The organism is uncultured Bacteroides sp., assembly GCF_910578895.1.
Taxonomy (GTDB): domain Bacteria; phylum Bacteroidota; class Bacteroidia; order Bacteroidales; family Bacteroidaceae; genus Bacteroides.
In genome coordinates, this window is sequence record NZ_CAJTSC010000001.1 from 135,646 (window position 1) to 160,444 (window position 24,799).

At 47.8% G+C, this 24,799-nt stretch carries 19 protein-coding genes; 8 read left to right on the top strand and 11 right to left on the bottom strand.

Features of this window, described 5'->3' with window-relative positions; genetic code table 11:
• Positions 1 to 27: 27 nt before the first annotated feature.
• Positions 28 to 2,715 (bottom strand): valine--tRNA ligase, encoded by a 2,688-nt coding sequence (locus QZ327_RS00465; protein ID WP_294616184.1) that lies wholly within the window; start codon positions 2,713 to 2,715, stop codon positions 28 to 30.
• 318 nt (positions 2,716 to 3,033) lie between these two features.
• Here QZ327_RS00465 and QZ327_RS00470 point away from each other — a divergent pair, with 318 nt between their 5' ends.
• On the top strand, positions 3,034 to 4,113 hold the full coding sequence (locus QZ327_RS00470) for a DUF3810 domain-containing protein (protein ID WP_294616186.1): 1,080 nt from the start codon (positions 3,034 to 3,036) through the stop codon (positions 4,111 to 4,113).
• 152 nt (positions 4,114 to 4,265) lie between these two features.
• Positions 4,266 to 5,057 (top strand): nucleoside triphosphate pyrophosphohydrolase, encoded by a 792-nt coding sequence (gene mazG, locus QZ327_RS00475; protein WP_294616188.1) that lies wholly within the window; start codon positions 4,266 to 4,268, stop codon positions 5,055 to 5,057.
• Positions 5,058 to 5,198: 141 nt separating this feature from the next.
• Here the strand turns inward: mazG and QZ327_RS00480 are convergent, their stop codons facing one another.
• The 7 genes from QZ327_RS00480 to QZ327_RS00510 all read right to left on the bottom strand — a co-directional run bounded on the left by QZ327_RS00480 (position 5,199) and on the right by QZ327_RS00510 (position 13,096).
• Positions 5,199 to 5,678, bottom strand: a complete 480-nt coding sequence (locus QZ327_RS00480) for a hypothetical protein (protein ID WP_294616190.1) — start codon at positions 5,676 to 5,678, stop codon at positions 5,199 to 5,201.
• Between the two features lie 32 nt (positions 5,679 to 5,710).
• Complete coding sequence (locus QZ327_RS00485; RefSeq protein WP_294616191.1) at positions 5,711 to 6,079, bottom strand: hypothetical protein; 369 nt, start codon at positions 6,077 to 6,079, stop codon at positions 5,711 to 5,713.
• Positions 6,080 to 6,127: 48 nt separating this feature from the next.
• On the bottom strand, positions 6,128 to 6,682 hold the full coding sequence (locus QZ327_RS00490) for an RNA polymerase sigma factor (RefSeq protein ID WP_294616193.1): 555 nt from the start codon (positions 6,680 to 6,682) through the stop codon (positions 6,128 to 6,130).
• Positions 6,683 to 6,741: 59 nt separating this feature from the next.
• Positions 6,742 to 7,656: a ribonuclease Z gene (locus QZ327_RS00495; RefSeq protein ID WP_294616195.1), complete on the bottom strand. Its 915-nt coding sequence runs from the start codon at positions 7,654 to 7,656 to the stop codon at positions 6,742 to 6,744.
• 30 nt (positions 7,657 to 7,686) lie between these two features.
• Entirely contained in the window at positions 7,687 to 8,478 is a 792-nt protein-coding gene (locus QZ327_RS00500; RefSeq protein ID WP_294616197.1) for a hypothetical protein, read from the bottom strand.
• 281 nt (positions 8,479 to 8,759) lie between these two features.
• Complete coding sequence (gene rpsA / locus QZ327_RS00505) at positions 8,760 to 10,553, bottom strand: 30S ribosomal protein S1 (RefSeq protein ID WP_294616198.1); 1,794 nt, start codon at positions 10,551 to 10,553, stop codon at positions 8,760 to 8,762.
• Positions 10,554 to 10,795: 242 nt separating this feature from the next.
• Positions 10,796 to 13,096 (bottom strand): DUF5686 family protein, encoded by a 2,301-nt coding sequence (locus tag QZ327_RS00510; RefSeq protein ID WP_294616199.1) that lies wholly within the window; start codon positions 13,094 to 13,096, stop codon positions 10,796 to 10,798.
• Positions 13,097 to 13,288: 192 nt separating this feature from the next.
• On the opposite strand from QZ327_RS00510, the gene QZ327_RS00515 reads away from it, so the two are divergent.
• Together QZ327_RS00515 and QZ327_RS00520 are read left to right on the top strand one after the other, a co-directional pair.
• Positions 13,289 to 15,478, top strand: a complete 2,190-nt coding sequence (locus QZ327_RS00515) for a glutamine synthetase III (RefSeq protein WP_294616201.1) — start codon at positions 13,289 to 13,291, stop codon at positions 15,476 to 15,478.
• Positions 15,479 to 15,670: 192 nt separating this feature from the next.
• Positions 15,671 to 16,372: a Crp/Fnr family transcriptional regulator gene (locus tag QZ327_RS00520; protein ID WP_294616203.1), complete on the top strand. Its 702-nt coding sequence runs from the start codon at positions 15,671 to 15,673 to the stop codon at positions 16,370 to 16,372.
• A gap of 85 nt (positions 16,373 to 16,457) precedes the next feature.
• Here the strand turns inward: QZ327_RS00520 and trxB are convergent, their stop codons facing one another.
• Genes trxB through QZ327_RS00535 form a run of 3 tightly spaced genes read right to left on the bottom strand, consistent with a single transcriptional unit; the run spans position 16,458 to position 20,596 of the window.
• Positions 16,458 to 17,393, bottom strand: a complete 936-nt coding sequence (gene trxB, locus QZ327_RS00525; protein ID WP_294616204.1) for a thioredoxin-disulfide reductase — start codon at positions 17,391 to 17,393, stop codon at positions 16,458 to 16,460.
• Between the two features lie 27 nt (positions 17,394 to 17,420).
• Positions 17,421 to 18,053: a LolA-like putative outer membrane lipoprotein chaperone gene (locus QZ327_RS00530; protein WP_294616206.1), complete on the bottom strand. Its 633-nt coding sequence runs from the start codon at positions 18,051 to 18,053 to the stop codon at positions 17,421 to 17,423.
• A gap of 20 nt (positions 18,054 to 18,073) precedes the next feature.
• A complete protein-coding gene (locus tag QZ327_RS00535) occupies positions 18,074 to 20,596 on the bottom strand; it encodes a DNA translocase FtsK (RefSeq protein ID WP_294616208.1) in 2,523 nt (840 codons plus the stop codon).
• Positions 20,597 to 20,705: 109 nt separating this feature from the next.
• On the opposite strand from QZ327_RS00535, the gene QZ327_RS00540 reads away from it, so the two are divergent.
• The 4 genes from QZ327_RS00540 (at position 20,706) to QZ327_RS00555 (ending at position 24,798) form a co-directional block, all read left to right on the top strand.
• Complete coding sequence (locus QZ327_RS00540) at positions 20,706 to 21,254, top strand: DUF5063 domain-containing protein (RefSeq protein WP_294616209.1); 549 nt, start codon at positions 20,706 to 20,708, stop codon at positions 21,252 to 21,254.
• Positions 21,255 to 21,264: 10 nt separating this feature from the next.
• On the top strand, positions 21,265 to 21,897 hold the full coding sequence (locus QZ327_RS00545; RefSeq protein ID WP_294616211.1) for a 3'-5' exonuclease: 633 nt from the start codon (positions 21,265 to 21,267) through the stop codon (positions 21,895 to 21,897).
• Positions 21,898 to 21,922: 25 nt separating this feature from the next.
• Positions 21,923 to 23,104, top strand: a complete 1,182-nt coding sequence (locus QZ327_RS00550) for a class I SAM-dependent rRNA methyltransferase (protein WP_294616213.1) — start codon at positions 21,923 to 21,925, stop codon at positions 23,102 to 23,104.
• 434 nt (positions 23,105 to 23,538) lie between these two features.
• Positions 23,539 to 24,798, top strand: a complete 1,260-nt coding sequence (locus tag QZ327_RS00555; RefSeq protein ID WP_294616215.1) for a nucleoside permease — start codon at positions 23,539 to 23,541, stop codon at positions 24,796 to 24,798.
• The last annotated feature ends 1 nt before the right edge of the window (position 24,799 follow it).

Below are 24,799 nucleotides of genomic sequence, written 5' to 3' on the forward strand. Positions count from 1 at the left end.
ACTCCCTTTACTCCTTAACTTAATACTTTAACAACCCTTCCTCAGTGCCGCAATACTCTCCTTCAGCGAGTTGATAATGCTCTCCGCATCCGCCTGCTTCTTGCGCTCCATCTCGATAACGGCAGCGGGAGCATTGTTCACAAACTTCTCGTTGCCGAGTTTCTTCAAAACACCCTGCAAGAAACCTTCTTTATGTTTCAGCTCGGCTTCCATGCGGGCTATTTCCGCTTCCACATCAATCATGTTGCCCAAAGGAACGGCATATTCCGTTGTACCTACCATGAAAGCGGCGGCACCGTCTGCCTTCGCCTCTACTGCGGTTACGGCAGAAAGGTTACACATCTTTATAATAACGGCATCAAAAGCAGCCACCGGATTTTCACCGACCACCTGCAACTCCAGCACCTCTTTCTGCGCAATATTCTTCTGCAAACGGATAGAGCGTACGTTACTGATGACCTCTTTCACTACCTCAAACTGCTGTACGAACTCCTCGTCCACTTCCGCTGACATGGAGATAGGACTTACCATAAGACTCTCGCCATCTTTTCGGACGATGATGTGTTGCCACAACTCCTCGGTGATGAACGGCATAAACGGGTGGAGCAGGTGCAGCAGGTTATCAAAGAAACCGATAGTAGTGTCGTACACCTTCTTGCTGATAGGCTGACCGTAAGCAGGCTTAATCATCTCCAGATACCAAGAAGAAAATTCGTCCCAGAAAAGTTTGTATACCGCCATCAACGCTTCACTCAGACGATACTTGCCGAAGAGGTCCGCCACTTCAGCAGCCACGGCATTCTGTTTGGACTCGAACCAGCGCATTGCCAGTTCAGCAGCTTCCGGCACGGGCACTTCGGTGCTCACCTGCCAGCCCTTAATCAAACGGAAAGCATTCCATATCTTGTTGTTGAAGTTACGTCCCTGCTCGCAAAGCGCATCATCGAAGAGAATGTCGTTACCGGCAGGAGCCGAAAGCATCATACCCATGCGCACACCATCGGCACCGTAAGTAGCTATCAGGTCCAGAGGATCGGGCGAGTTACCGAGCGACTTGGACATCTTGCGTCCCAACTTGTCGCGAACGATACCTGTAAAGTACACGTTCTTGAACGGCATCTTGCCTTCGTACTCATAGCCCGCCATAATCATGCGCGCCACCCAGAAGAAAATGATGTCCGGACCTGTTACGAGGTCGCTGGTGGGATAATAGTAATTGATTTCCTCGTTGCCGGGGTTCAGGATACCGTCGAACAGTGAAATAGGCCACAACCAAGAGGAGAACCAAGTGTCAAGGCAATCTTCATCCTGACGCAGGTCTGCCAATTTCAGGGCAGAATTTCCGGTTTTCTCCTGAGCCAGTTTCAATGCCTCTTCGGCAGTTGCCGCCACCACGTATCCGCCTTCGGGCAGGAAGTACGCAGGTATGCGATGTCCCCACCACAACTGGCGGCTGATACACCAGTCCTTGATGTTCTCCAACCAGTTCTTATACGTATTCTTATACTTGGCAGGATAGAATTTCAGTTCATCGTTCATCACCGGCGGCAGAGCCATGTCGGCAAAGTGCTGCATCTTAAGAAACCACTGCATGGATAGTTTCGGCTCAATAGCCACATTGGTACGTTCTGAGAAGCCCACCTTATTGGTATAGGCTTCCACCTTTTCCAACAGTCCGGCATTCTGCAAATCTTTCTCTATCTGTTCGCGCACATCGAAGCGGTCCATACCGACATAGAGTCCGGCAGCCTCGCTCAACGTACCGTTGTCATTGAAGATATCGATAGTGGGCAGGTTGTATTTCTCGCCCAGCATATAGTCGTTGACATCGTGTGCGGGGGTCACCTTCAAACAGCCCGTACCGAATTCCACATCCACATAGTCGTCCTCAATAACGGGAATGACACGCCCTACCAACGGAACAATCACTTTCTTGCCCTTCAGCCATTGGTTCTTGGGGTCGGCGGGGTTGATGCACATCGCCGTATCACCCATGATGGTTTCGGGACGCGTGGTAGCCACCACGGCATAACGCTTTCCATTGGCATCGCGATGAACCACTTCGCCCTCGGCTCCCGTTTCGCCGGACATATCATCATCGGCAACGTAATAGCGCAGGTAGTACAATTTACTATGTTCTTCCTTGTAGATTACTTCCTCGTCACTGAGGGCGGTGAGCGCTTTCGGATCCCAGTTCACCATGCGCACGCCACGATAAATCAATCCCTTGTTGTAAAGGTCTACGAATACCTTAAGCACACTTTCGCTGCGCTTCTCGTCCATAGTGAAGGCAGTGCGATCCCAATCGCACGAAGCACCCAGTTTGCGGAGCTGCTTCAGGATGATACCGCCATGTTCATCCGTCCACTCCCAGGCATGTTTCAGGAACTCGTCACGGGTGAGGTCGGTTTTCTTAATGCCTTGTGCGGCAAGTTTGTTCACCACTTTTGCTTCGGTAGCAATGGAAGCATGGTCCGTACCCGGCACCCAGCAGGCATTCTTGCCCTCCATGCGGGCACGGCGTACAAGGATATCTTGAATGGTATTATTAAGCATGTGTCCCATGTGGAGCACACCGGTGACGTTGGGGGGCGGGATAACGACGGTGTAAGGTTCACGACCATCGGGTTTAGAACTGAATAATTTGTGGTCCAACCAATACTGGTACCACTTTCCCTCTACGTCGGCGGGATTGTACTTACTTGCTAATTCCATGTTTCTAAAATCTATATTTTGTTATAATGGGCGCAAAATTAATAAATTAATAGCTTTATACGGCAAAAGCAATGAAAAGAATTGCATACCTTTGGCGTAGAAATGATGATTTCATGCGGAACCGGCGGAACGCGCACGTGATGTCGCAAGGGGGGCCTCAAGGAAACAAATTGTTCCACTATAGGGAAACAAAACACCCACTGTAGTTTGACGTTTTCGACTGACTGTTTCCGGATTCCGCCTGCAAGTATAGCAAGTTCCTGAAAGAATCAACCCATATTACAATCAAGTATTAACACTGTCATCCATACTTACAAGATGAGACACAGTATCACACTATTCGGAATACGGTTCGGCACCGGGACGCTACTGCTGGCTTTCTGCCTGCTACTCGTATGGTGCGTGCAGGCAGTGCCCGGCTGGGGCGACGCGTATGCGGAACACGTATACCCACCCGTAGCCCGGACGTTCTCCGCCTTCTCGCACCTTGTCCCCTTTGCCGTCGGCGACCTGTTCATCGCGCTCAGCATCACCGGCGTACTACTCTATCCCGTCTACGCGCGCCGCGTCCGCCGCCGGCAGTGGAAGCACATCCTGCTGGCGGACGTAAAGTATCTCTTGTGGGTATACGTATGGTTCTACTTGGCATGGGGGCTGAACTACTCGCAAGGCGACTTCTACCAACGCACCCGCATCCCCCCTTCTGCCTACAGCCCCGAGCGTTTCGAAGCGTTCGCCTATCGCTACATTGACCGCCTGAACTACGCCTACACTCGCATTAGTGCCACCGATACCCTCAGCAAGACATCAGTCTGCCACGAAACCGTGCGGGCATACCGGCTGATTGGCGACTCGTTGGGCATTCACCGCCCCTTCCACCCGTCGCCCCGTGCGAAGACGATGCTGTTCACCCCGCTCTCCTCCAAGGTGGGCGTCACCGGAAGCATGGGTCCCTTCTTCTGCGAGTTCACCCTGAACGGAGACCTGCTTCCCGTGCAGTACTCCGCTACCTACGCCCACGAGCTGGCTCACTGGCTGGGCATCACCAGCGAAGCGGAAGCCAACTTCTACGCCTACCAGGCGTGCATCCGCTCGCAGTCGAGCGACATCCGCTTCAGCGGCTACTTCTCCATCCTGCCGCACGTGCTGACCAACGCCCGCCGACTGATGGATGAAGAAGCCTACGCAGCACTCACCGGACGCATCCGCACGGAAATAAAAGAGTTGTACGCCCAGTACCGCGCCTACTGGACAGCAAAATACAGTCCGCTCCTCGGTGAGATTCAGAACTTTATCTACGACCTCTACCTGAAAGGCAACCGGATAAGCAGCGGACGGAAGAACTACTCGGAAGTGGTGGGGCTGCTGATTGCGTACGAGGAGTGGGCAAACAAATAAATTTAGATTGTGCTTTATTTTGGCACATCACTTCACGATATTTGCACAACAAAAGTGCAGAAAATTATAGTTTTCTGCACTTTTGTACGTATCTTCGCATAGAGTATCGATTGATTAAATCCATACTTAACCATCTAAAAACATACACATCCATGCATACCAGACAAGAACAACTGGAAGCCTTCGGACGCTTCCTTGACATCCTCGATGAATTGCGCGAGAAATGTCCCTGGGACCGCAAACAGACCAATGAGAGCCTGCGTCCCAACACTATTGAAGAAACATACGAACTATGCGACGCCCTGATGCGCAATGACAAGCAGGACATCTGCAAGGAGCTGGGCGACGTGTTGCTGCACGTGGCATTCTACGCCAAGATAGGCAGCGAGACGGGCGACTTCGACATGAAAGACGTCTGCGACCGCTTGTGCGAGAAGCTCATCTTCCGCCATCCCCACGTGTTTGGCGATGTGAAAGCGGAGACTGCCGGACAAGTATCCGAAAATTGGGAGCAGCTGAAACTCAAAGAGAAAGGTGGCAATAAAACCGTGCTGAGCGGCGTACCCGCCGCCCTGCCCTCACTCATCAAGGCATACCGTATCCAAGACAAGGCGCGCAACGTAGGTTTCGACTGGGAAGAACGCGAGCAGGTATGGGACAAGGTAAAGGAGGAAATACAGGAGTTTCAGGCGGAAGTAGCCCATATGGACAAGAAGAAAGCGGAAGAGGAATTCGGAGACGTAATGTTCAGTCTCATCAATGCCGCACGCCTGTACAAGATAAACCCGGATAATGCGCTGGAACATACCAACCAAAAGTTCATCCGCCGCTTCAACTATGTGGAAGCACATAGTATCAAAGAGGGCAAGAACCTGCACGACATGACGCTGGAAGAGATGGACAGGCTGTGGGAAGAGGCAAAGGCGCTGGAAAAGCAAGAATAAAAGCGTAACAATGAAAAAGAGGATGCAACTCACAATTCAGTACATCCTCTTTTCCATTATTACGCTCCTCAAAACGGCAAGAAAGCAAAAGTTATCCTCTCTTGATTCCTGTTTGTAGGGATATTCGGTAAATCTCCCTTTCTATTTCTTACCCGGCTGGCGTTTCGGACCTTTATCCTTTCCACCATTATGCTGCATTCCTTTCAGCAACTCCCGATGAAAACGCATTTCGGCTTTCTGCACCAAATAGAGTTTTTTGGCGGACAATATCTTCTTGAATTTTGCAAAATAAGTCTTGTCCAGACGGTCGGAAGCGATACGCGCATCATACACTCCCTCCATAATCGCATCATATTGGGCTTCGGTAGTCTTTTCATCCTTTCCCTGACGAATCAAATTCCAAGCCTTATCGTTCTGCTCTTTCTTTTTATCCTGCAATTCAAAGTAAAGGGGGAAGAACTTGGCAGCCTCTTCTTTTGTCAGTCCGGCTTTTTCTATAATATATGTTTTCTGCTTGGCACGGAACTCATCAGGCGTCAAATGTTGGTCACTTCCATCGGCAGCCCGCAACAGCGGTGCCAGACTGCACATCATCACTAATAAGACAATCAGTTTTTTCATTTCTGTTTCAATGGGTTAAAGTTGTCCACGGCTCACTCCGCATCGGAGTCCGCCAGATAGACGTATAATGAATAGTCGTCCAACATGGAGTTATCCACAGCCATGTTGATATATTCCATTTCTGTTTCCGTATCATCGGCAGCCATACGGTCGGTCGCTGCCGGGACAGGATTGGTGGAAGCTACACGGATTATCAGTGCCGCACCTGCAAACATAGCCGCCATATATGCCCACGGCTTTATCCTCTCCCACATCGTAGGCTCTTGCTTCTCGAATGCAAGTTTCTCTTTTTCGGGAAGCCGGTTCATTATCTCCGAGGTAAAGTTCTCAAAATATCCTTCGGGAACACGGAAAGGATTCTCCGTCCCCACCTTTTTGAATATGTTATCTTCTTCTTTCATAAGCTCTTCTCCTCTCTGTTTGGTTAGACTTTTTTTCACGATAAAGGTTTAATCTTCTTCTCCCAATATCTTCTCTATTTTTTTCACGGCATGATGATAGGATGCTTTCAAAGCTCCCACCGAAGTGCCGAAGATATCGGACATCTGCTCGTATTTCATTTCCTGATAATACTTCAGGTTGAATACCATACGTTGCTTTTCGGGCAAGGTGAGCAGTGCTTTCTGAAGAGCCTTCTGAGCCTTGTCGCCCGAGAAGTAAGGATCGCTCTCCAACCTTTGGAGGGCATCAGCTTCGGGAGCGTCCAATGAAACGGTATTGGTCGCCCGTTGTTTGTTCAGGAAAGTAAGGCATTCGTTCAGGGCAATACGATAGAGCCAGGTAGAGAGCTTCGCCTCTGCCCGGAAATAATCGATATTGATCCATGCTTTGATAAAGGTATTTTGAAGCAAATCGTTGGCATCCTCGTGCGAAAGCACCATGCGCCGGATTTGCCAGTATAATTGTTCGCTGTATTGCGCGACAATCATCTCAAATCCCCGCTTCTGCGTACTCTCCTCCTGAAGAAGTGCCAGCACCTTGCGTTCATTATAAGAAGGGTCCATATATTCTGTTCACATTTACATCTTTGGATAGGCAAAGATAGGAAATTTAAACGAATCATTCACACCGATATGCAAAGTGTTTCTTTGGCAAGCTGCGTATTCGGAAAGATGGCACCGGCTTCGTCCAGCAACAATCGTTCGTCATCGTAGCGGGCGGAAAAATGACCAATCAACAACTTCTTCACTCCTGCATCACGGGCTATTTGGGCTGCCTGGGAAGCTGTGGTATGGAATGTCTCTTTAGCGCGCGCGGCGGCATCTTCTGCAAAAGTCGCCTCGTGAAAAAGCAGGTCCACCCCCTTTATCTGCCCGACAATGGAAGGCAGGCATATCGTATCCGAACAATAGGCGTAACGACGCGGAGCAGCCGAGGGACGGGTCAGGCGGGAATTAGGTATCACTTCGCCTTCCGGCGTAACGTAATCCGCACCGTTCTTGATGCGGTTCAACTCATACACCGGTACTTGGTAAAAATCTATCATATCGCGCAGGATATGGTTAGGAGACGGTTTTTCGGCAAACAGGAAACCGCAACAAGGCATGCGGTGCCGCAAAGGAATGGTAGTCACCGTAAGCGAACGGTCTTCGTAAATCAGAGCGGGTTCTTTCGTTTCAAACGTGTGAAAGAAGATTTTATAGGTCATCTGACGATTAAAGAAAGCAAGCATCGGAGCAAGAAGCTCCTCCAGCCCTTTGGGCGAATGGATATGCAGGTCTGCCGTACGCCCCAAAAGATTAAGCGTGGATATCAGCCCTAACAATCCGAAGCAGTGGTCACCGTGCAGATGGGAAATAAAGATATGGTTCAAGCGCGAAAACTTGAGACGTGACTTCCGGAATTGCAGCTGTGCACCTTCCCCGCAGTCTATCATAAACAGTTTGTCACGCAAGTTCACTACCTGCGATGTAGGGAAATGACGGGTTGTAGGCAATGCGGACCCACAACCCAAAATATGCAAATCAAATTTTTCCATTAACGAAGACAGGACAATCCTTATACCGTTTTAAAAAAGCGACTTGATTTCCGAAATGTCGAATACATATTCCACAACTTGAGCGGAAGTATCACCTTTATAGCGGTAAACCAGATTCTTATTATTCTTTACACATGTTTCCAAAAACATCTTCATAGCCGGGTCGGATACGTCCAAAGAGTTTTTGATATTTTGTTTCATCTCCGTCTCATTGGTTCTCATCGCATCCATATCGACCGCTTCTTCATTGACCGTATAGAAATAGACCATATTGTCCGACTCTATCGTCAATTTATCAAGTGTGGTAGCTTCATCTATCTTCATCGGGCACGAGACATTCGTCACCTTGACCATCTCTTCCAGTTTCTGCAGATTGCCTTCCTCCAGACTCATGTCCTGATTCAGTATTTTTTTCAGTTCTTCCGTATTCAGATAGCACTCTACCTCTTTCCCGGAAGTTTTTCCTTTGTATATATACTTGATTCCCGCCTGAGAGGCAACCACCAGTTCCAGCATTTCCCTGATTTCGCCTTGCGGATTGTTGAACATGGCAACCACTGCCGACTTCATGGCTTCGGGAACCTTTTCAAAAGCATCGAAATTGGCATAGGCTTCGTTCATCAACAGAGAATACACTACATCCGTCCCGTCAAAATCAATGCTCGTTATTTCGCCCGCCGTCCCCATACTTATAGGACACTGCTTGTTTCCTGCCGCTACGGTCAACATAAGTTTTGATTTCTGGCCGCAACCGGCAAGCAACATTAGCGACAGGCAGGTCAGCAACATAACCTTACCTGAAATCTTGATTAAATTCCGCATAGTACATTAAATTATTAATTCATTTTCTATTGAAAAACCACAACAAAAGGCATCATTACGCTTTTGCCTTGCAAAGATAAACATAAAAGAAAAAGATTTCCCCTATTGCAGGAAATTCTATCGGTATAACACGACTCTTTCATTTGCAAGAGTTAAAGAAGTTATCGGGAATAAAGGGAGTTGCAACTCCTGTAAAAGAAAAAAACGTGTCTGCACAAAGATAAAAGAAAAAGCGCCTGTGTTGCCACAAGCGCCTTTACCTTATTTATAATTGGAAGTGATTATTTCTTTCCGGCTTCCATTTGCTCCTTCAAAGCAGCCAAAGCATCGATATCGCCCAAAGTTGTAGAAGCAGCCTGGTTTTGGATAGAAGCAGGTGCCTCTTCTCTCTTACCGGCAGACTTCTTGGCAGCTTTCTTCTCTGCTCTTTCCTCAGCCTTAGCTACATCTTCGAAGATACGGCTGTGAGACAGGATGATGCGCTTAGCGTCCTTGTTGAACTCAATAACTTTGAATTCGAGTTTTTCGTCCAACTGAGCCTGTGAACCGTCTTCCTTAACGAGGTGTTTCGGAGTAGCGAAACCTTCCACACCATAAGGCAGAGCAACTACTGCACCCTTATCCAACATTTCGATGATAGTACCTTCGTGTACCGAGCCTACTGTAAATACAGTTTCGAATACATCCCAAGGGTTTTCTTCGAGTTGCTTGTGACCGAGACTCAGACGACGGTTTTCCTTGTCGATTTCCAGTACCTGTACGTCGATGTCCGCACCAATCTGAGTAAATTCAGAAGGATGCTTAACCTTCTTCGTCCAAGACAGGTCGGAAATGTGAATCAAGCCGTCCACACCTTCTTCGATTTCAACGAATACACCGAAGTTAGTAAAGTTACGAACCTTGGCAGTGTGTTTGGAAGCAATCGGATATTTCTCTTCGATAGTTTCCCAAGGATCAGCCTTCAGCTGCTTGATACCCAAAGACATCTTACGTTCTTCGCGGTCCAGAGTCAGCACTACGGCTTCCACTTCGTCACCTACCTTCATAAAGTCTTGTGCAGAACGCAAATGTTGCGACCAAGACATTTCAGATACGTGAATCAGACCTTCAACACCGGCAGCGATTTCGATGAATGCACCGTAGTCAGCCATAACGACTACTTTACCCTTCACATGGTCGCCTACCTTCAAGTTAGGATCAAGGGCATCCCACGGATGCGGAGTGAGTTGTTTCAAGCCGAGAGCGATACGCTTCTTCTCATCATCGAAATCAAGGATAACAACGTTGAGTTTCTGGTCGAGTTCAACCACTTCTTTCGGATCGCTAACGCGGCCCCAAGAGAGGTCTGTGATGTGAATCAAACCGTCTACGCCACCCAAGTCGATAAATACACCGTAGGATGTGATATTCTTAACGGTACCTTCGAGTACTTGTCCTTTTTCGAGTTTACCGATGATTTCTTTCTTCTGTTGTTCCAGTTCAGCTTCGATAAGAGCCTTGTGAGAAACAACGACATTCTTGAACTCTTGGTTAATCTTAACAACCTTGAATTCCATAGTCTTACCAACAAATACATCATAGTCGCGGATAGGCTTAACGTCGATTTGAGAACCCGGCAAGAATGCTTCGATACCGAATACGTCAACAATCATACCACCCTTAGTGCGGCACTTGATGTAACCCTTGATAATTTCTTCATTTTCCAACGCAGCGTTCACGCGATCCCAAGAACGGGTAGCACGGGCTTTGCGGTGAGACAGTACCAACTGTCCTTTCTTGTCTTCCTGATTTTCGATGTATACTTCTACAGTATCGCCAATCTTCAAATCGGGATTGTAACGGAATTCATTCAAAGGAATGATACCGTCTGATTTGTAACCAATGTTCACAACTACTTCACGCTTGTTCATTGCGATTACGGTTCCGTCAACTACCTCGCGGTCGTTAACTTTGTTCAGCGTGTTGTCATACGCCTTTTCCAAGTCTTCGTGACTTACGTTTGTTACGGTCTCGCCGTTTTCGTAAGCATCCCAGTTGAAGTCTTCAATGGGAGCAACATTTTTTAAATTTTCCATTAATAAATAAATTGTTTAACTCGTTAATTAAGTGAGACTTTATGTTGACTCATATTAAATCGGGCGCAAAGATAGAAGTATTTTCTTGAATGACAAAATAATCAATGAAATATTGGATTTACCGTACAAATCCCCCAACTACATAGTCGTTTCTTTAAAAAGTACATCTCTGCGAAATACTACTGTGGTAGTTTGTACCAATAAAGTGGCACTACGGCGGCACATAATTTACCGTACCCACCTCATCGGTTAAACAACTCGAACGTAAATTTGACTCCCAATTCCTGATACTTCCAGTTTGCAAAGCTCGCAAAGACACCAAAGTCGAAAACATGCGTACCGATGCCGTATCCCACTTCCAGATAAGGATTGAGGTGAGGAACAATCAAAGCATTCAGATAAAGGCGCTCATTCAGCACATACTGGGTATATTTCTTCAGGTGGCGAAGCAGCAAGAAAGGTGCTTCGTACGTGAAATGCCCACGAACATATTCGCGGGAGGAGTTGTACCAGCGCCCGTCGAGCAATTGGAACACTCCGCCTATTTCATCATTCCAGCCGACGGGAAGATTGGAGCGCGCCAAGTTGACAAAATCCACAAAATAAAGTTCCTTCTGATTGGTGAAAGCCCCCCATCCCAGACGATAATAAATATCGCGCATCAGTCCTAACGGGATATTGTGCTGAAAATCCACCTCGATACGTTCATACTTTCCGGTACTGTGCATAATGCCGCTGATGCCGCGTTCCCAGTCTACGGAAACGGTAGGATACTTGGAGCGAAGATTGATTTTGCGGTCGCCATTCATATAATAATACTGGCCGGGCGTCCACGTCAGGCGCACGCGAGGTGCAAAACTGTTGTAACTGTGGCGGAACTTCTTCAGGATAGAAGGGTCAAATCCCGGATAAGCCGGCGGAACGTCCGCCGACATGACATTTGGAGTGTCGGGGTAGACAAGTACAAACTTGGAACGCTCCACTTCGGTACGCTTGTGCATGGAGAGACCTACATCCAAAGTCAAGCCATTGACAATCTCCCAGCTATGGCGTATATGCAGATACAGGTCTCTAAAATAATCCAGGTGGATTTGGTCAAAATCAAAAATACTGTCAGGCATCGCCTTCAAATCATCCAGCACATCGCTGCTGTAGATACGGTTACCATTGCCCACACTGACGTGCAAGGCGGCACGCTTGCGGGGCCAGTAGTCAAAATCGGAATTGACCGACCAGTACAACTCTTTCCGTTTGAAATTATAACCCAGCTTCGGTACTACGCGCAGCAGGCGGTCGTGCGTAAACAGGCGGTTGTACTTGAATTCCTGGCGGTAGGAGAAGCCGTTACTCTTACTGTAGCTCAACAACAGCGGATTGATAAGCGGCGAGCAACGCACGCTTCCCATTTTGGCAAGGTCCAGCGTATGCCTGCTAACCAACGCATCGCCTATCTGCCCCCAAAATTCCAGCCGCTTGTTCTTGAACTTTTTCTTATTGCGAAGCGTGTCACGGCGCAAAAAGAAGTCCTCGTACAACTGCTGTTCGTGCGGTGTCAGCGGAATAGGCCGCAACGTATTGAAATAGGCGGTATCACGCTGATAGGCATTGGTATCCGTCAGCAGCGTGTAAGACTCCGACAAATCGTACTTACTTTTTGTCCGGTTCCGCCCAGTCGCGGCAACCGGGTCTTTCTGATGAATTTCCTTATATTCGAGCGCTGCCGTATAACTGCCGTCCACGACATTGCCAAGCAGGCGGAAAGTGGCATCAATACTAAAATGCACAGGCAGAAACTCATTAGGACTTCCCACCTGCCCCATCCTTACCAAATTATTGAAGCGCAACATTTCGGAACGCCCGGAGAAACGGATTTCGCGTACACTCCATACATTGTCACTGACCACCATATAGCCACCCACAAGCTGGAAACTCTTGCTCTTCGGCATAAACCGGATACGAAATTCACGGTTATGCCCTTCGCCCATTATGGAGTCCACATAATAGGTATAAAACTTTTTCGCATTGGCAGCCAACGGAGAAAGCAATTTGTCATATAATAAGGTAGAGGAGTAAATGTTGATATGGAAGTATTCGAGCAGTCGGCCATCCAACTCCCAAAGTTCGGAAGAAGTGCCCACACTGGCTTTCACTTTCTGGTCGTAAATATCTGGAGCGGTATAGTGCAGTTCGCTATATGTCTCCATCATATACTCCTGCACTCCTTTCTTTATACGGAACATGGAGGGGATAAAACGAAGCAGATGATTTTTCTTACGGATATTAGCCCGGCCTTTTATATAGAGTTCCGCCTTATATTCGTCGACAATGCGCTCGTAGAAAGGGGCAAAAAAGATAACCTTATCCATTATGGAATCTGCATAGACCCGCTGTTCCGCATACGATTTGGGAACAATCGTAGCACCCGCCTTCTGCAAACCTGCACACAAGAAGCAGACTCCTATCCATATACCTATAATAAAACGTTTCAACCGCAATATCTTCTTATGTGGGAACAAATATAGAAAAAAAGTAATAACTTCCATATCAATTCCATTCTCATTTTCCGAAGTGGGCGTTTTCTCAAGAAAAGGCATATTTCCAACACCACCCCCATTTTCGAAGGGGTAAATCTTCAAAAAAAACATAAATTTCAATATTACCCCCTAAAAAATAGGGGTCAATTCAGAAAAAACATATAATTTTGCACCCAACAACCAATAAAAGCAGAGACAAGTATGTCAAAAATGAGATTTTTTGCTTTACAAGAGCTCGCCAATCGCCGTCCTCTTGAAGTCATCACTCCTTCCAACAAGCTGTCCGATTACTACGGCAGCCATGTTTTTGACCGTAAGAAAATGCAGGAATACCTGCCTAAGGAAGCTTACAAAGCCGTAACAGACGCCATTGAAAAAGGAACACCCATCAATCGGGAAATGGCGGACTTAATAGCAAACGGCATGAAGAGCTGGGCAAAGTCACTGAACGTCACTCACTACACCCACTGGTTCCAACCGTTGACAGACGGCACTGCCGAAAAGCATGACGGTTTCATCGAGTTCGGTGAAGACGGGGATGTCATCGAACGTTTCTCCGGAAAACTGCTTATCCAGCAGGAACCGGATGCCTCTTCTTTCCCCAACGGCGGTATCCGCAACACATTCGAAGCACGCGGATATACGGCGTGGGACGTCTCCTCACCTGCTTTCGTTGTGGATACGACGCTCTGTATCCCTACCATCTTCATCTCTTATACAGGCGAAGCGCTGGATTATAAAACGCCTTTGCTCAAAGCGCTTGCAGCAGTAGACAAAGCGGCAACGGATGTCTGCCAGCTTTTCGACAAGAACATCACGCGCGTATACACCAACCTGGGTTGGGAACAAGAGTATTTCCTCGTCGATTCGGCGCTCTATAACGCACGTCCGGACTTATGCCTGACAGGCCGCACGCTCATGGGACACTCTTCTGCCAAAGACCAGCAGTTGGAAGACCACTATTTCGGTTCCATTCCGCCACGTGTCACGGCATTTATGAAAGAACTGGAAATAGAATGCCACAAACTGGGCATCCCCGTCAAGACACGTCACAATGAAGTTGCCCCCAACCAGTTCGAGTTGGCTCCCATCTTCGAGAACGCCAACCTCGCCAACGACCACAACCAGCTGGTCATGGACCTGATGAAACGTATCGCCCGCAAACACCACTTTGCCGTACTGCTGCACGAAAAGCCCTACAGCGGTGTGAACGGTTCGGGCAAACACAACAACTGGTCGCTCTGCACCGATACGGGAATCAATCTTTTTGCTCCGGGAAAGAATCCGAAAGGCAACATGTTGTTCCTCACATTCCTGGTGAATGTACTGATGATGGTATACAAGAACCAGGATTTGCTCCGCGCCTCCATCGCAAGTGCGGGAAACAGTCACCGCCTGGGCGCCAACGAAGCTCCGCCTGCCATTTTGTCCATATTCCTGGGCAAACAGTTGTCTTCCATCCTCGATGAGATAGCCCGCCAGGTAAGCAACAACAAGATGACGGCAGAAGAAAAAACGACTCTTAAGCTGGGCATCGGCCGTATCCCCGAAATTCTGTTGGACACGACCGACCGTAACCGCACCTCTCCTTTCGCTTTCACCGGAAACCGTTTCGAATTCCGCGCCGCCGGTTCTTCCGCCAACTGCGCTGCTGCCATGATTGCCATAAACGCAGCAATGGCAAACCAACTGAACGAATTCAAAGTATCTATCGATAAGCTCATGGAAGAGGGAGTCGGCAAGGACGAAGCCATTTTCCGTATACTGAAAGAGACAATCATCGCTTCAGAACCCATCCGTTTCGAAGGGGACGGTTATTCCGAACAATGGAAACAGGAAGCTGCCAAACGCGGACTGACCAACATCTGCCACGTGCCGGAGGCATTGATGCGCTATATGGGCGACCAAGCACGTTCCGTGCTTATCGGCGAACGCATCTTTAACGAGACGGAACTGGCATGTCGCCTTGAAGTGGAGTTGGAGAAGTATACAATGAAGGTGCAGATTGAAAGCCGTGTTTTAGGCGACCTTGCCATTAACCACATCGTTCCGACTGCCGTTATCTATCAGAACCGCTTGCTGGAAAACCTGCGCGGATTGCGCGAAACCTTCACGCCGGAAGAATATGAAGTGCTTAGTGCCGACCGCAAAGAACTGATACGCGAAATATCCCACCGCGTAACCGCCATCAAAATGCAGGTGCGCGAAATGACGGAAGCCCGCAAGGTTGCCAATCACATGGACAATTACAAGGACAAGGCATTTGCATACGAAGAGACCGTACGTCCTTACCTGGCAAGTATCCGTGAGCATATCGACAATCTTGAAATGGAGATAGACGATGAAATATGGCCGTTGCCGAAATACAGGGAACTGCTCTTCACAAAATGATAATTCAGTTTTCACTACAGGGAGTACGGAGTAATAAAGGATAAAATACATAAGGCTCCGTATCCTCTGTAGTGAAATAAATTCCCATTTACCTCACCTGTCGCCCATTTTTTGCATTTTTTTGACATAAATGTGCCGTTTCTAATTTTTTATTTTTACATTTGTGCTGTACAACACAGTTTTGCAGCACTTATGCCAAAAATAAATTTATCAGATATTAACGTTCCGGAGTTGATTCCCGATATATGGTCTCCTCTGAATGAAGAACAGCGGGAGTTTCTCGCTAACCATTTTACACTCCAGAATTATAAGAAAAACGAGATTATCCATTGTGAGGGCGAGACACCCGCTTACCTGATGTGTCTGCTGAACGGAAAAGTCAAGATTTTTAAAGACGGTGTAGGCGGCAGAAGCCAGATTATCCGTATGATCAAGCCTACCGAATATTTCGGATATCGACCCTACTTTGCAAAAGCGGATTATGTAACCGCAGCTTGTGCATTCGAGCCGTCGTTAGTCTGCCTGATACCAATGACAGCCATTATGACGTTGCTATCGCAAAACAGTGAACTGGCTATGTTTTTCATCAGACAATTGTCCATAGACCTCGGTATCGCCGACGAGCGCACCGTAAACCTTACCCAAAAGCATATCCGCGGCCGTTTGGCAGAGTCGCTTCTTTTTCTCCAAGAAAGTTACGGTCTGGAAGAAGACGGTTCCACATTGAGTATCTACCTGTCTCGTGAAGACTTGGCAAACCTCTCCAATATGACAACGTCCAATGCTATCCGTACCCTCTCGCAGTTTGCTACGGAGCGCCTGATTGCCATTGACGGAAGAAAGATAAAGATTATTGATGAAGAAAAGTTGAAGAAGATAAGCAAGATAGGATAGAGTTTATTGAAACAATCATCAAATAATAAAGCTGCGCGGTATAAATGTTGTATAACAAATACCGCGCAGTTTTATTATTCACCGGTTACTTCAACAAGTATTTTTCCGCTTCAATGGCTGCCATACATCCCGTAGCTGCCGCTGTGATAGCCTGGCGATAATGAGGGTCGGCAACGTCTCCTGCTGCAAACACTCCGGGGACTTTCGTACGGGGAGTGCCGGGTTCTGTCAGGATATAGCCGGTCTCATCCGTATCCACATAGGGTTTGAAAATGTCGGAGTTGGGCTTATGACCGATAGCCAGGAAGAAACCGTCAATCGCCACGTCATAATGTTGTTCATCCGGTTCGCCCATACGTTTCACCAAGTGCACACCTTCCACACCGTTATCCCCATACAGCCCTACTGCATTGTGCTCGAAGAGGACTTCAATCTTCTCGTTGTTCAGCACACGCTCCTGCATAATCTTAGAGGCACGCAAGAAGGGTTTACGCACAATCAGATATACCTTGCTTGCCAAACCTGCCAGATAAGAGGCTTCCTCACACGCCGTATCTCCGCCGCCGACTACCGCAACAACTTTTTTGCGATAGAAGAAACCGTCGCAAGTGGCACAGGCACTGACACCCATACCGGCATACTTCTTCTCGTCTTCCAATCCCAGATACTTGGCAGCGGCTCCGGTGGCAATGATAACAGTTTGCGCTTCGATGACCTTCTCTTCATCAATGGTTATCTGATAAGGCGACTTGCTCAAATCGGCAGCCGTAGCCACTCCGAAACGCAGGTCCGTACCGAAACGTTCGGCTTGTTTGCGCAAATCTTCCATCATCTGTGCTCCGCTGATACCTTCCGGATAACCGGGAAAATTCTCGATATCGGTGGTAGTAGTCAACTGCCCGCCGGGTTGCAAACCTTCATAAAGTACCGGAGAAAGATTAGCACGCGCAGCATAGATAGCCGCTGTATATCCGGCAGGACCGGAACCTATAATTAAACACTTTACTTTTTCTGTTTCCATATATTCCTTTTTATTAATTACGTTTCATCACCTTAAATCGACTATTTCAGCCGTAGGATAATCTTTCCTGTCGAATACAAAAAGGCTGTCTCCATACCGTTCACCTGTCCGGCAGGAGTTGATAAACACCACTACCGCTTCTTTGCTTCCCCGCCGGACCATGCTGAACTTCAAAGGGAGGAACGACCTTTTGTCTATGTACAAAATAACACATTGTATATCCTGGCTGCGTTTTGTTGCCGTCATTACCACTTTATGGGTTGTATTGTCCGAAGCATTACCCGTCTTAGCCACTTTCAACTTATAATCCTGATCGTAGAGCGACAGCCAAGAATAGGGATTGATGCCTTTCAACTCTTCCTGAGTAGGCTCGGAAACATTCACTTCATCGCTTGAAGCAAGATAGGTCCACTGCGTACGCCCGTCGAACCATGTCGTCACTCCTTCCGTTTTCAACAGGAACTTGTCACCTTTCAGGCGAATGGTACCGGTTGAATTTCCTTCGGGAGCACGGGCGGAAAAGGTTATTTCCACTCCCCCCGCACTGCGGAAAGCATCTGCCGCACGGTCAAGTATATCCTTGGCATCCGGTTGCTGTGCCGCCACAGGGAGAGCCAAACAGAGCATCCGGAAAACAAATAAAAGAGTCTTGATTTTCATGTAATTCAAACATTGATGCATCACAAATTGTTCAAGCGCGTTTCCAAATCCGTTATGTCAACACAGAGCACCTCACGCGGTTTGCTGCCTTGCGCCGGTCCCACTATCTTCGCCTTCTCCAACTGGTCCATGATACGTCCCGCACGGTTGTAACCGATAGCAAATTTACGCTGTATCAACGAAGTAGAACCTTGCTGCTGATACACAATCAACTGAGCGGCATCTTCAAACAACGGGTCACGATGCCCCATATCCACATCGCTCAAATCACTGCCGGAATTTTCATCTACATACTCAGGCAGATAGAATGCCGTAGGATAACCTTGCTGACGGGCTATGAACTTCGTAATCTCCGCAACTTCCGGCGTATCAATGAAAGCGCACTGCACACGGACGGGATCGGCACCTTGCAAGAACAACATATCACCGCGACCAATCAACTGGTTGGCTCCCGGACGGTCCAGAATAGTACGGGAGTCCACCATAGCCGACACCCGGAAAGCAACGCGCGCCGGGAAGTTGGCTTTAATCGTACCCGTAATAATGTTGGTCGTAGGACGCTGTGTGGCAATAATCATGTGTATGCCCACGGCACGCGCCAACTGGGCGATACGGGCAATAGGCAATTCCACATCCTTGCCGGCCGTCATAATCAAATCACCGAACTCATCAATCACTACCACGATATACGGCATGAACTTATGCCCTTTTTCCGGATTCAGGCGGCGGTTGATAAACTTCTCGTTGTATTCTTTAACATTACGCACATGCGCAGCTTTCAGCAGGTCGTAACGTGTATCCATCTCAACACAGATGGAGTTCAGCGTTTGCACTACCTTAGTCACATCCGTTATAATGGCATCCTCGCCATCGGGAAGCTTGGCAAGAAAATGATGTTCAATCACCGAATAGATGCTGAATTCCACTTTCTTCGGGTCTACCAACACAAACTTCAACTCAGCAGGATGCTTCTTATATAATAAGGAGGTAATGATAGCATTCAACCCTACAGACTTACCCTGACCGGTAGCTCCGGCAACAAGCATGTGTGGCATCTTGCATAAATCCACCATAAATACCTCGTTGGTAATGGTCTTACCCAATGCGACGGGCAGGTCGAACGTAGACTCCTGAAATTTCTTACTGCCAATGATACTCTGACCGGAAACAATCTTCGGATTGGAGTTAGGCACTTCGATACCGATTGTTCCTTTTCCCGGTATCGGAGCAATAATACGGATGCCTAACGCAGAAAGGCTAAGCGCAATATCGTCTTCCAAACCGCGTATCTTAGAGATGCGGACTCCCTGTGCCGGGGTAATCTCATACAACGTCACCGTAGGTCCGACTGTAGCCTTAATAGAGCTGATTTCAATGCCGAAGCTGCGCAGCGTACTGATAATCTTATCTTTATTGGCATTCTGTTCTGCCATGTCAATCGTAGGTTCGGCATTGTCGTAATGCTTCATCAAGTCAATTGTCGGATAGTGGTAGTTTTCCAAATCAAGACACGGATTATACGGTTCCAACTCCTGACCGTGATATTCCTCATCTTCCACCGTCTCCACCTCGAAAGCAGGTTCTTTCTCCTCTTGCCGCCTCGGTTCCGGAATGACGAAAGCAGGAGCAGGCGATGGAACGGCAGGAGCTTCAATCGTCATCAGCACTTCATCCTCCCCTTTGGCAATGGCAGATTCATTCTTTACGTCATCCCCCAAATCGAGCATTATTTCACGAACATCCTCCTCGTTTTCTTCTTCTGTCACAAATTCTTCCGGTTTACGGGACAGCTCTTCTTTTTCCGTATCGGAAGCGGTCTCTGCCGCAGCCGGCATTTTTGTTTCTTCCGTTGTCCAAGAGCCCGTAAACTCTTCCGGAGTCTCGCCCAATTCACCCTCTTCCTTTTCCTTACGTTTCAAGAAGCTAAGGCTGAAAAGTTTGCGCAACCAGATGACAGTACGCGTACTCAGATAGATAAAGAAACAGATGGCAGTAACCAGCAATATCATCCACACACCCGGCACCCCTACTTGGGATACCAGCCAGTTGCCTACATTGTATCCGTGCATTCCTCCCAGATAGAGGAAAGAATCCTTATACTGATTTACAAACACAAAACCGAAAAATACCGAGAACCAAACCAGCAATAACGAACATCCTATGAACCATTTCCACAGGCAAACCACACGGACACGCATCAGTTTCAATCCGGCTACAGCCAGAAAAACCAAAATGAAGAAAGAGGATATGCCAAAACAGTCGTTTATCAAATAGCTGGCAAGTTGCGCCCCCCGCGAACCGGCATAGTTCTTCACGCCGTTATGCGTGGAAATCAAATCCCGCGTGTTACCGGAATCTATAATGCTTTGGTCCGCCGCTCCGGTAAAGAAGAAAGATGAAAAAGCAAGCAGCAGATAGACCGAGAAGATTACCAGTATCAAACCTACCACAAAATGAACGGTTTCATTCTTCAAAACAGCGGCTATCTTTTCGAACGAAGAGATAGAGAACTCTGTATCTTTAGTTGTATTTTTCTTCACCATAAATGTACTCCACTAATATCTGTATAATGACGCAAAAGTAACAAAAAAAAGCTTATGCAGTAATGCTTTCAAACCTTTTTCGTACCTTTGTGCTTCAAATCAAGAAGATATGAAAAAAGAAAGCCAAGTGATATTCGACCGTAATGTCGTGGAATTCGTAACCGTAGCCGCCGAGTTCTGCAAGTTCCTGGAACAGACGGAAACAATGAAACGTTCCGTATTTGTCGATACATCCTTAAAGATACTTCCCCTGCTCTACCTCAAAGCATCCATGTTGCCCCAATGCGAGACAATGGGCGATGAAAACCTTGAGACGTTTGTGACGGAAGAAACCTACGAAATACTTCGCATGAACCTGGCGGGCATCCTCGCCGAGAAAGACGATTACCTGGATGTGTTCGTATCGGACATGAAATACAGCGACCAACCCATCACCAAAAACATTTCCGAAGACTTAGCCGACATCTATCAAGACATCAGAGACTTTATCTTCGTATTCCAGTTGGGACTTAACGAGACAATGAACGATTCGCTCGCCGCCTGCCAGGAGCATTTCACCTTGTACTGGGGACAGAAATTAGTGAATACCCTGCGCGCACTGCACGATGTAAAGTACAACCAACCGGACGAGGAAGAGAACGAACAGGAGGATGATTAAACTTTAAGCTATGATTATCAGAAGAAGTATAGATAAAGAAGAAGTAAAGGAGATGCCGAAAGTTGTCTTTCCGGGGCAGATACATGTTGTACAAACCCCTCAAGAGGCAGAGCGTGCAGTGGACTATCTAAAAAAATGCTCCATATTAGGTATCGACAGCGAGACGCGTCCGTCTTTCATCAAAGGACAATCGCATAAGGTGGCGCTGTTGCAGATTTCATCGGAAGACCACTGTTTTCTTTTCCGTCTCAACCTTGTCGGCCTGACTCTTCCGGTTATCATGCTGCTCGAAAATCCCGGTATTATCAAGGTGGGGCTCTCCCTGCGCGATGATTTCATGATGCTGCACAAGCGTGCGCCTTTCGAACCACGTGCCTGCATCGAACTGCAAGAATATGTCCGTACTTTCGGTATCCAGGACAAGAGCCTGCAAAAAATATATGCCATTCTTTTTGCAGAAAAGATTTCAAAGAACCAACGTCTGTCCAACTGGGAAGCCGAAGCACTGACCCTGCCTCAGCAACAATACGCAGCCACCGATGCGTGGGCATGCCTGAACATATACAACCGGTTGCAGGAATTGAAGCGTACCGGCGATTTTGAAATGGCAGCCGAAGAGAATCATCGCACAACTTCCTTATAACATTACTACACCCTATATTATAACTATGTATAAAGTATATCTAAAGCCTGGTAAAGAAGAGTCGTTAAAACGTTTCCACCCTTGGGTATTTTCCGGCGCCATCGCGCATTTCGACGGAGAACCCGAAGAGGGAGAAGTCGTTGAAATCTATACATCCAAGAAAGAGTTTATCGCCAAAGGGCATTTCCAGATTGGCAGCATCGCCGTCCGTGTGCTCAGCTTCCGCCAAGACGAGGTAATTGATGCCGTTTTTTGGAAACGTAAACTCAGCATCGCCTACGATATGCGCCGCAGCATCGGCATTGCCGGGAACCCGACCAACAACACATACCGCCTGGTACATGGCGAGGGCGACAACCTGCCGGGACTGGTAATCGACGTCTATGCCCGGACTGCCGTTATGCAGGCACATTCCGCCGGCATGCACCTCGACCGCATGGCAATAGCCGATGCGCTGACCGAGGTCATGGGAGATAAGATTGACAACATCTACTACAAATCCGAAACCACCCTGCCCTTCAAAGCCGACCTTTATCCGGAAAACGGTTTCCTGCGAGGTGGAAGTACCGACAATATTGCCATGGAATATGGCTTGAAATTCCATATTGATTGGCTGAAAGGTCAGAAGACAGGTTTCTTTGTAGACCAGCGGGAGAATCGTTCGCTACTGGAACGCTATGCCAACGGCCGTAGCGTGTTGAATATGTTCTGCTACACCGGCGGCTTCTCGGTATACGCCATGCGTGGCAATGCCAAGTTAGTGCATTCCGTAGACAGTTCCGCCAAAGCAATCGATCTGACAAACAAGAATATCGAATTGAACTTTCCCGGTGACAGCCGCCATGCGGCATACGCGGAAGATGCCTTTAAATATCTCGACCGTATGGGCGACCAATACGACCTCATCATTCTGGACCCGCCGGCATTTGCCAAACACCGCGACGCATTGCGTAACGCCCTGCAAGGATACCGGAAACTCAATGTCAAGGCATTCGAGAAAATCAAACCGGGCGGCATACTGTTCACCTTCTCCTGTTCACAAGCCGTCAGCAAGGAGAATTTCCGTACCGCCGTGTTCACCGCCGCTGCCATGTCCGGTCGCAGCGTGCGTATCCTGCACCAATTGACACAACCGGCCGACCACCCCGTAGGCATTTATCACCCCGAAGGAGAATACCTGAAAGGACTTGTCCTATACGTGGAATAAACCCAAACCGGTTCGAACGGAAAGAGCGGCATACTTCCCATCAGGCAAAGATAGCAATCATACGGTATGATTCATGCAATCATACCGTATGATTACGGGAACCATACCGTATGATTGCCATCCCGGCAATAAAAGCGGCACAGCACTCCCGTATGCCGCATCCGGCTGAAGATAAAACCGGAACAAATTCAGGTCAAAGATTTAAATCATGTTAATATACAAAAGAAAATCAGTAAAACAGTATGTTATATAACATAAAACCCCTTATCTTTGCACTGTGTTTTTCATGGTATTAGATTTAAGGTTAATAAAGATTGGCTGTCTGGGATAGATGGCCTTCTTTTTTTATATACACTTCTTGTTTTTCTGCCAACTGCATCGTACATTTGCACCTATTACACAATTCAACAATTTTCTATAAAAAAGCTAATATTATGAGCATCAAATTCCGACTCACAGCCATGCAGTTTCTTCAATTCTTTATTTGGGGAGCATGGCTTATCTCATTAGGCGGCTACATGGGTGGTACATTACACTTCGAAGGCGGTCAGATCGGCGCCATTTTCGCAACTATGGGAATCGCCTCGCTTATCATGCCCGGACTTATGGGAATTATCGCCGACAAATGGATAAACGCCGAACGCCTTTACGGCATACTGCATCTTATCGGTGCCGGTGCTCTGATTTACGCATCCACCGCTACTACATACAACCACATGTATTGGGCAATGCTGCTTAACATGCTTGTATACATGCCTACCCTATCATTGGCAAACACGGTTTCGTACAATGCGTTGGAACAGTATAAGTTGGATTTGATAAAAGACTTCCCTCCTATACGGGTTTGGGGAACCGTAGGTTTTATTTGCGCCATGTGGGCTGTAGACCTCACCGGTTTCAAGGCAGGTCCCGCACAACTCTATGTGGCAGCAATCTCCGCCACCATCTTAGGACTCTACGCTTTCTCGCTGCCCGCCTGTCCGCCCGCGCGTAGCGAAGGGAAGACGATGCTCTCCGCCTTCGGGCTTGACGCATTGGTGCTCTTCAAACGCAAGAAGATGGCTATCTTCTTCTTTTTCTCCATGCTGTTAGGCGCAGCGCTGCAAATCACAAACACCTACGGAGACCTGTTCTTGAGTTCTTTCGCTTCCATTCCCCAATATGCCGATTCTTTCGGAGTGAAACATTCCGTCATTCTGCTCTCTATCTCACAAATGAGCGAAACATTATTCATCCTCGCCATTCCATTCTTCCTGAGACATTTCGGAATCAAGCGTGTGATGCTTATCAGCATGTTCGCCTGGGTGTTCCGCTTCGGCCTCTTCGGTTTGGGTGATCCCGGCAGCGGCTTATGGATGCTCATCCTTTCCATGATTGTCTATGGCATGGCATTCGACTTTTTCAATGTTTCGGGCTCGTTATTCACAGAAATGGAAGCGCACCCGAGCATCCGTGCCAGTGCGCAGGGATTGTTTTTCATGATGACGAACGGTTTGGGCGCAATCATAGGCGGATATGCCAGCGGTGCCGTAGTGGATGCATTCTCCGTATATGCTCCCGAAGGTGGTCTGATAAGCCGTGAATGGACTCCCGTATGGCTTATATTCGCGGCCTACGCGTTGGTTATCGGAATATTCTTCGGAATCGTATTCCGCTATAAGCATACTACGGAAAAAGCGGCGGGTATAAAATGAC

Coding starts and splice junctions, on each gene's coding strand:
- QZ327_RS00465 (WP_294616184.1), bottom strand. CDS start 2,715: ATGGAATTAGCAAGTAAGTACAATCCCGCCGACGTAGAGGGAAAGTGG.
- QZ327_RS00470 (WP_294616186.1), top strand. CDS start 3,034: ATGAGACACAGTATCACACTATTCGGAATACGGTTCGGCACCGGGACG.
- mazG (WP_294616188.1), top strand. CDS start 4,266: ATGCATACCAGACAAGAACAACTGGAAGCCTTCGGACGCTTCCTTGAC.
- QZ327_RS00480 (WP_294616190.1), bottom strand. CDS start 5,678: ATGAAAAAACTGATTGTCTTATTAGTGATGATGTGCAGTCTGGCACCG.
- QZ327_RS00485 (WP_294616191.1), bottom strand. CDS start 6,079: ATGAAAGAAGAAGATAACATATTCAAAAAGGTGGGGACGGAGAATCCT.
- QZ327_RS00490 (WP_294616193.1), bottom strand. CDS start 6,682: ATGGACCCTTCTTATAATGAACGCAAGGTGCTGGCACTTCTTCAGGAG.
- QZ327_RS00495 (WP_294616195.1), bottom strand. CDS start 7,656: ATGGAAAAATTTGATTTGCATATTTTGGGTTGTGGGTCCGCATTGCCT.
- QZ327_RS00500 (WP_294616197.1), bottom strand. CDS start 8,478: ATGCGGAATTTAATCAAGATTTCAGGTAAGGTTATGTTGCTGACCTGC.
- rpsA (WP_294616198.1), bottom strand. CDS start 10,553: ATGGAAAATTTAAAAAATGTTGCTCCCATTGAAGACTTCAACTGGGAT.
- QZ327_RS00510 (WP_294616199.1), bottom strand. CDS start 13,096: ATGGAAGTTATTACTTTTTTTCTATATTTGTTCCCACATAAGAAGATA.
- QZ327_RS00515 (WP_294616201.1), top strand. CDS start 13,289: ATGTCAAAAATGAGATTTTTTGCTTTACAAGAGCTCGCCAATCGCCGT.
- QZ327_RS00520 (WP_294616203.1), top strand. CDS start 15,671: ATGCCAAAAATAAATTTATCAGATATTAACGTTCCGGAGTTGATTCCC.
- trxB (WP_294616204.1), bottom strand. CDS start 17,393: ATGGAAACAGAAAAAGTAAAGTGTTTAATTATAGGTTCCGGTCCTGCC.
- QZ327_RS00530 (WP_294616206.1), bottom strand. CDS start 18,053: ATGAAAATCAAGACTCTTTTATTTGTTTTCCGGATGCTCTGTTTGGCT.
- QZ327_RS00535 (WP_294616208.1), bottom strand. CDS start 20,596: ATGGTGAAGAAAAATACAACTAAAGATACAGAGTTCTCTATCTCTTCG.
- QZ327_RS00540 (WP_294616209.1), top strand. CDS start 20,706: ATGAAAAAAGAAAGCCAAGTGATATTCGACCGTAATGTCGTGGAATTC.
- QZ327_RS00545 (WP_294616211.1), top strand. CDS start 21,265: ATGATTATCAGAAGAAGTATAGATAAAGAAGAAGTAAAGGAGATGCCG.
- QZ327_RS00550 (WP_294616213.1), top strand. CDS start 21,923: ATGTATAAAGTATATCTAAAGCCTGGTAAAGAAGAGTCGTTAAAACGT.
- QZ327_RS00555 (WP_294616215.1), top strand. CDS start 23,539: ATGAGCATCAAATTCCGACTCACAGCCATGCAGTTTCTTCAATTCTTT.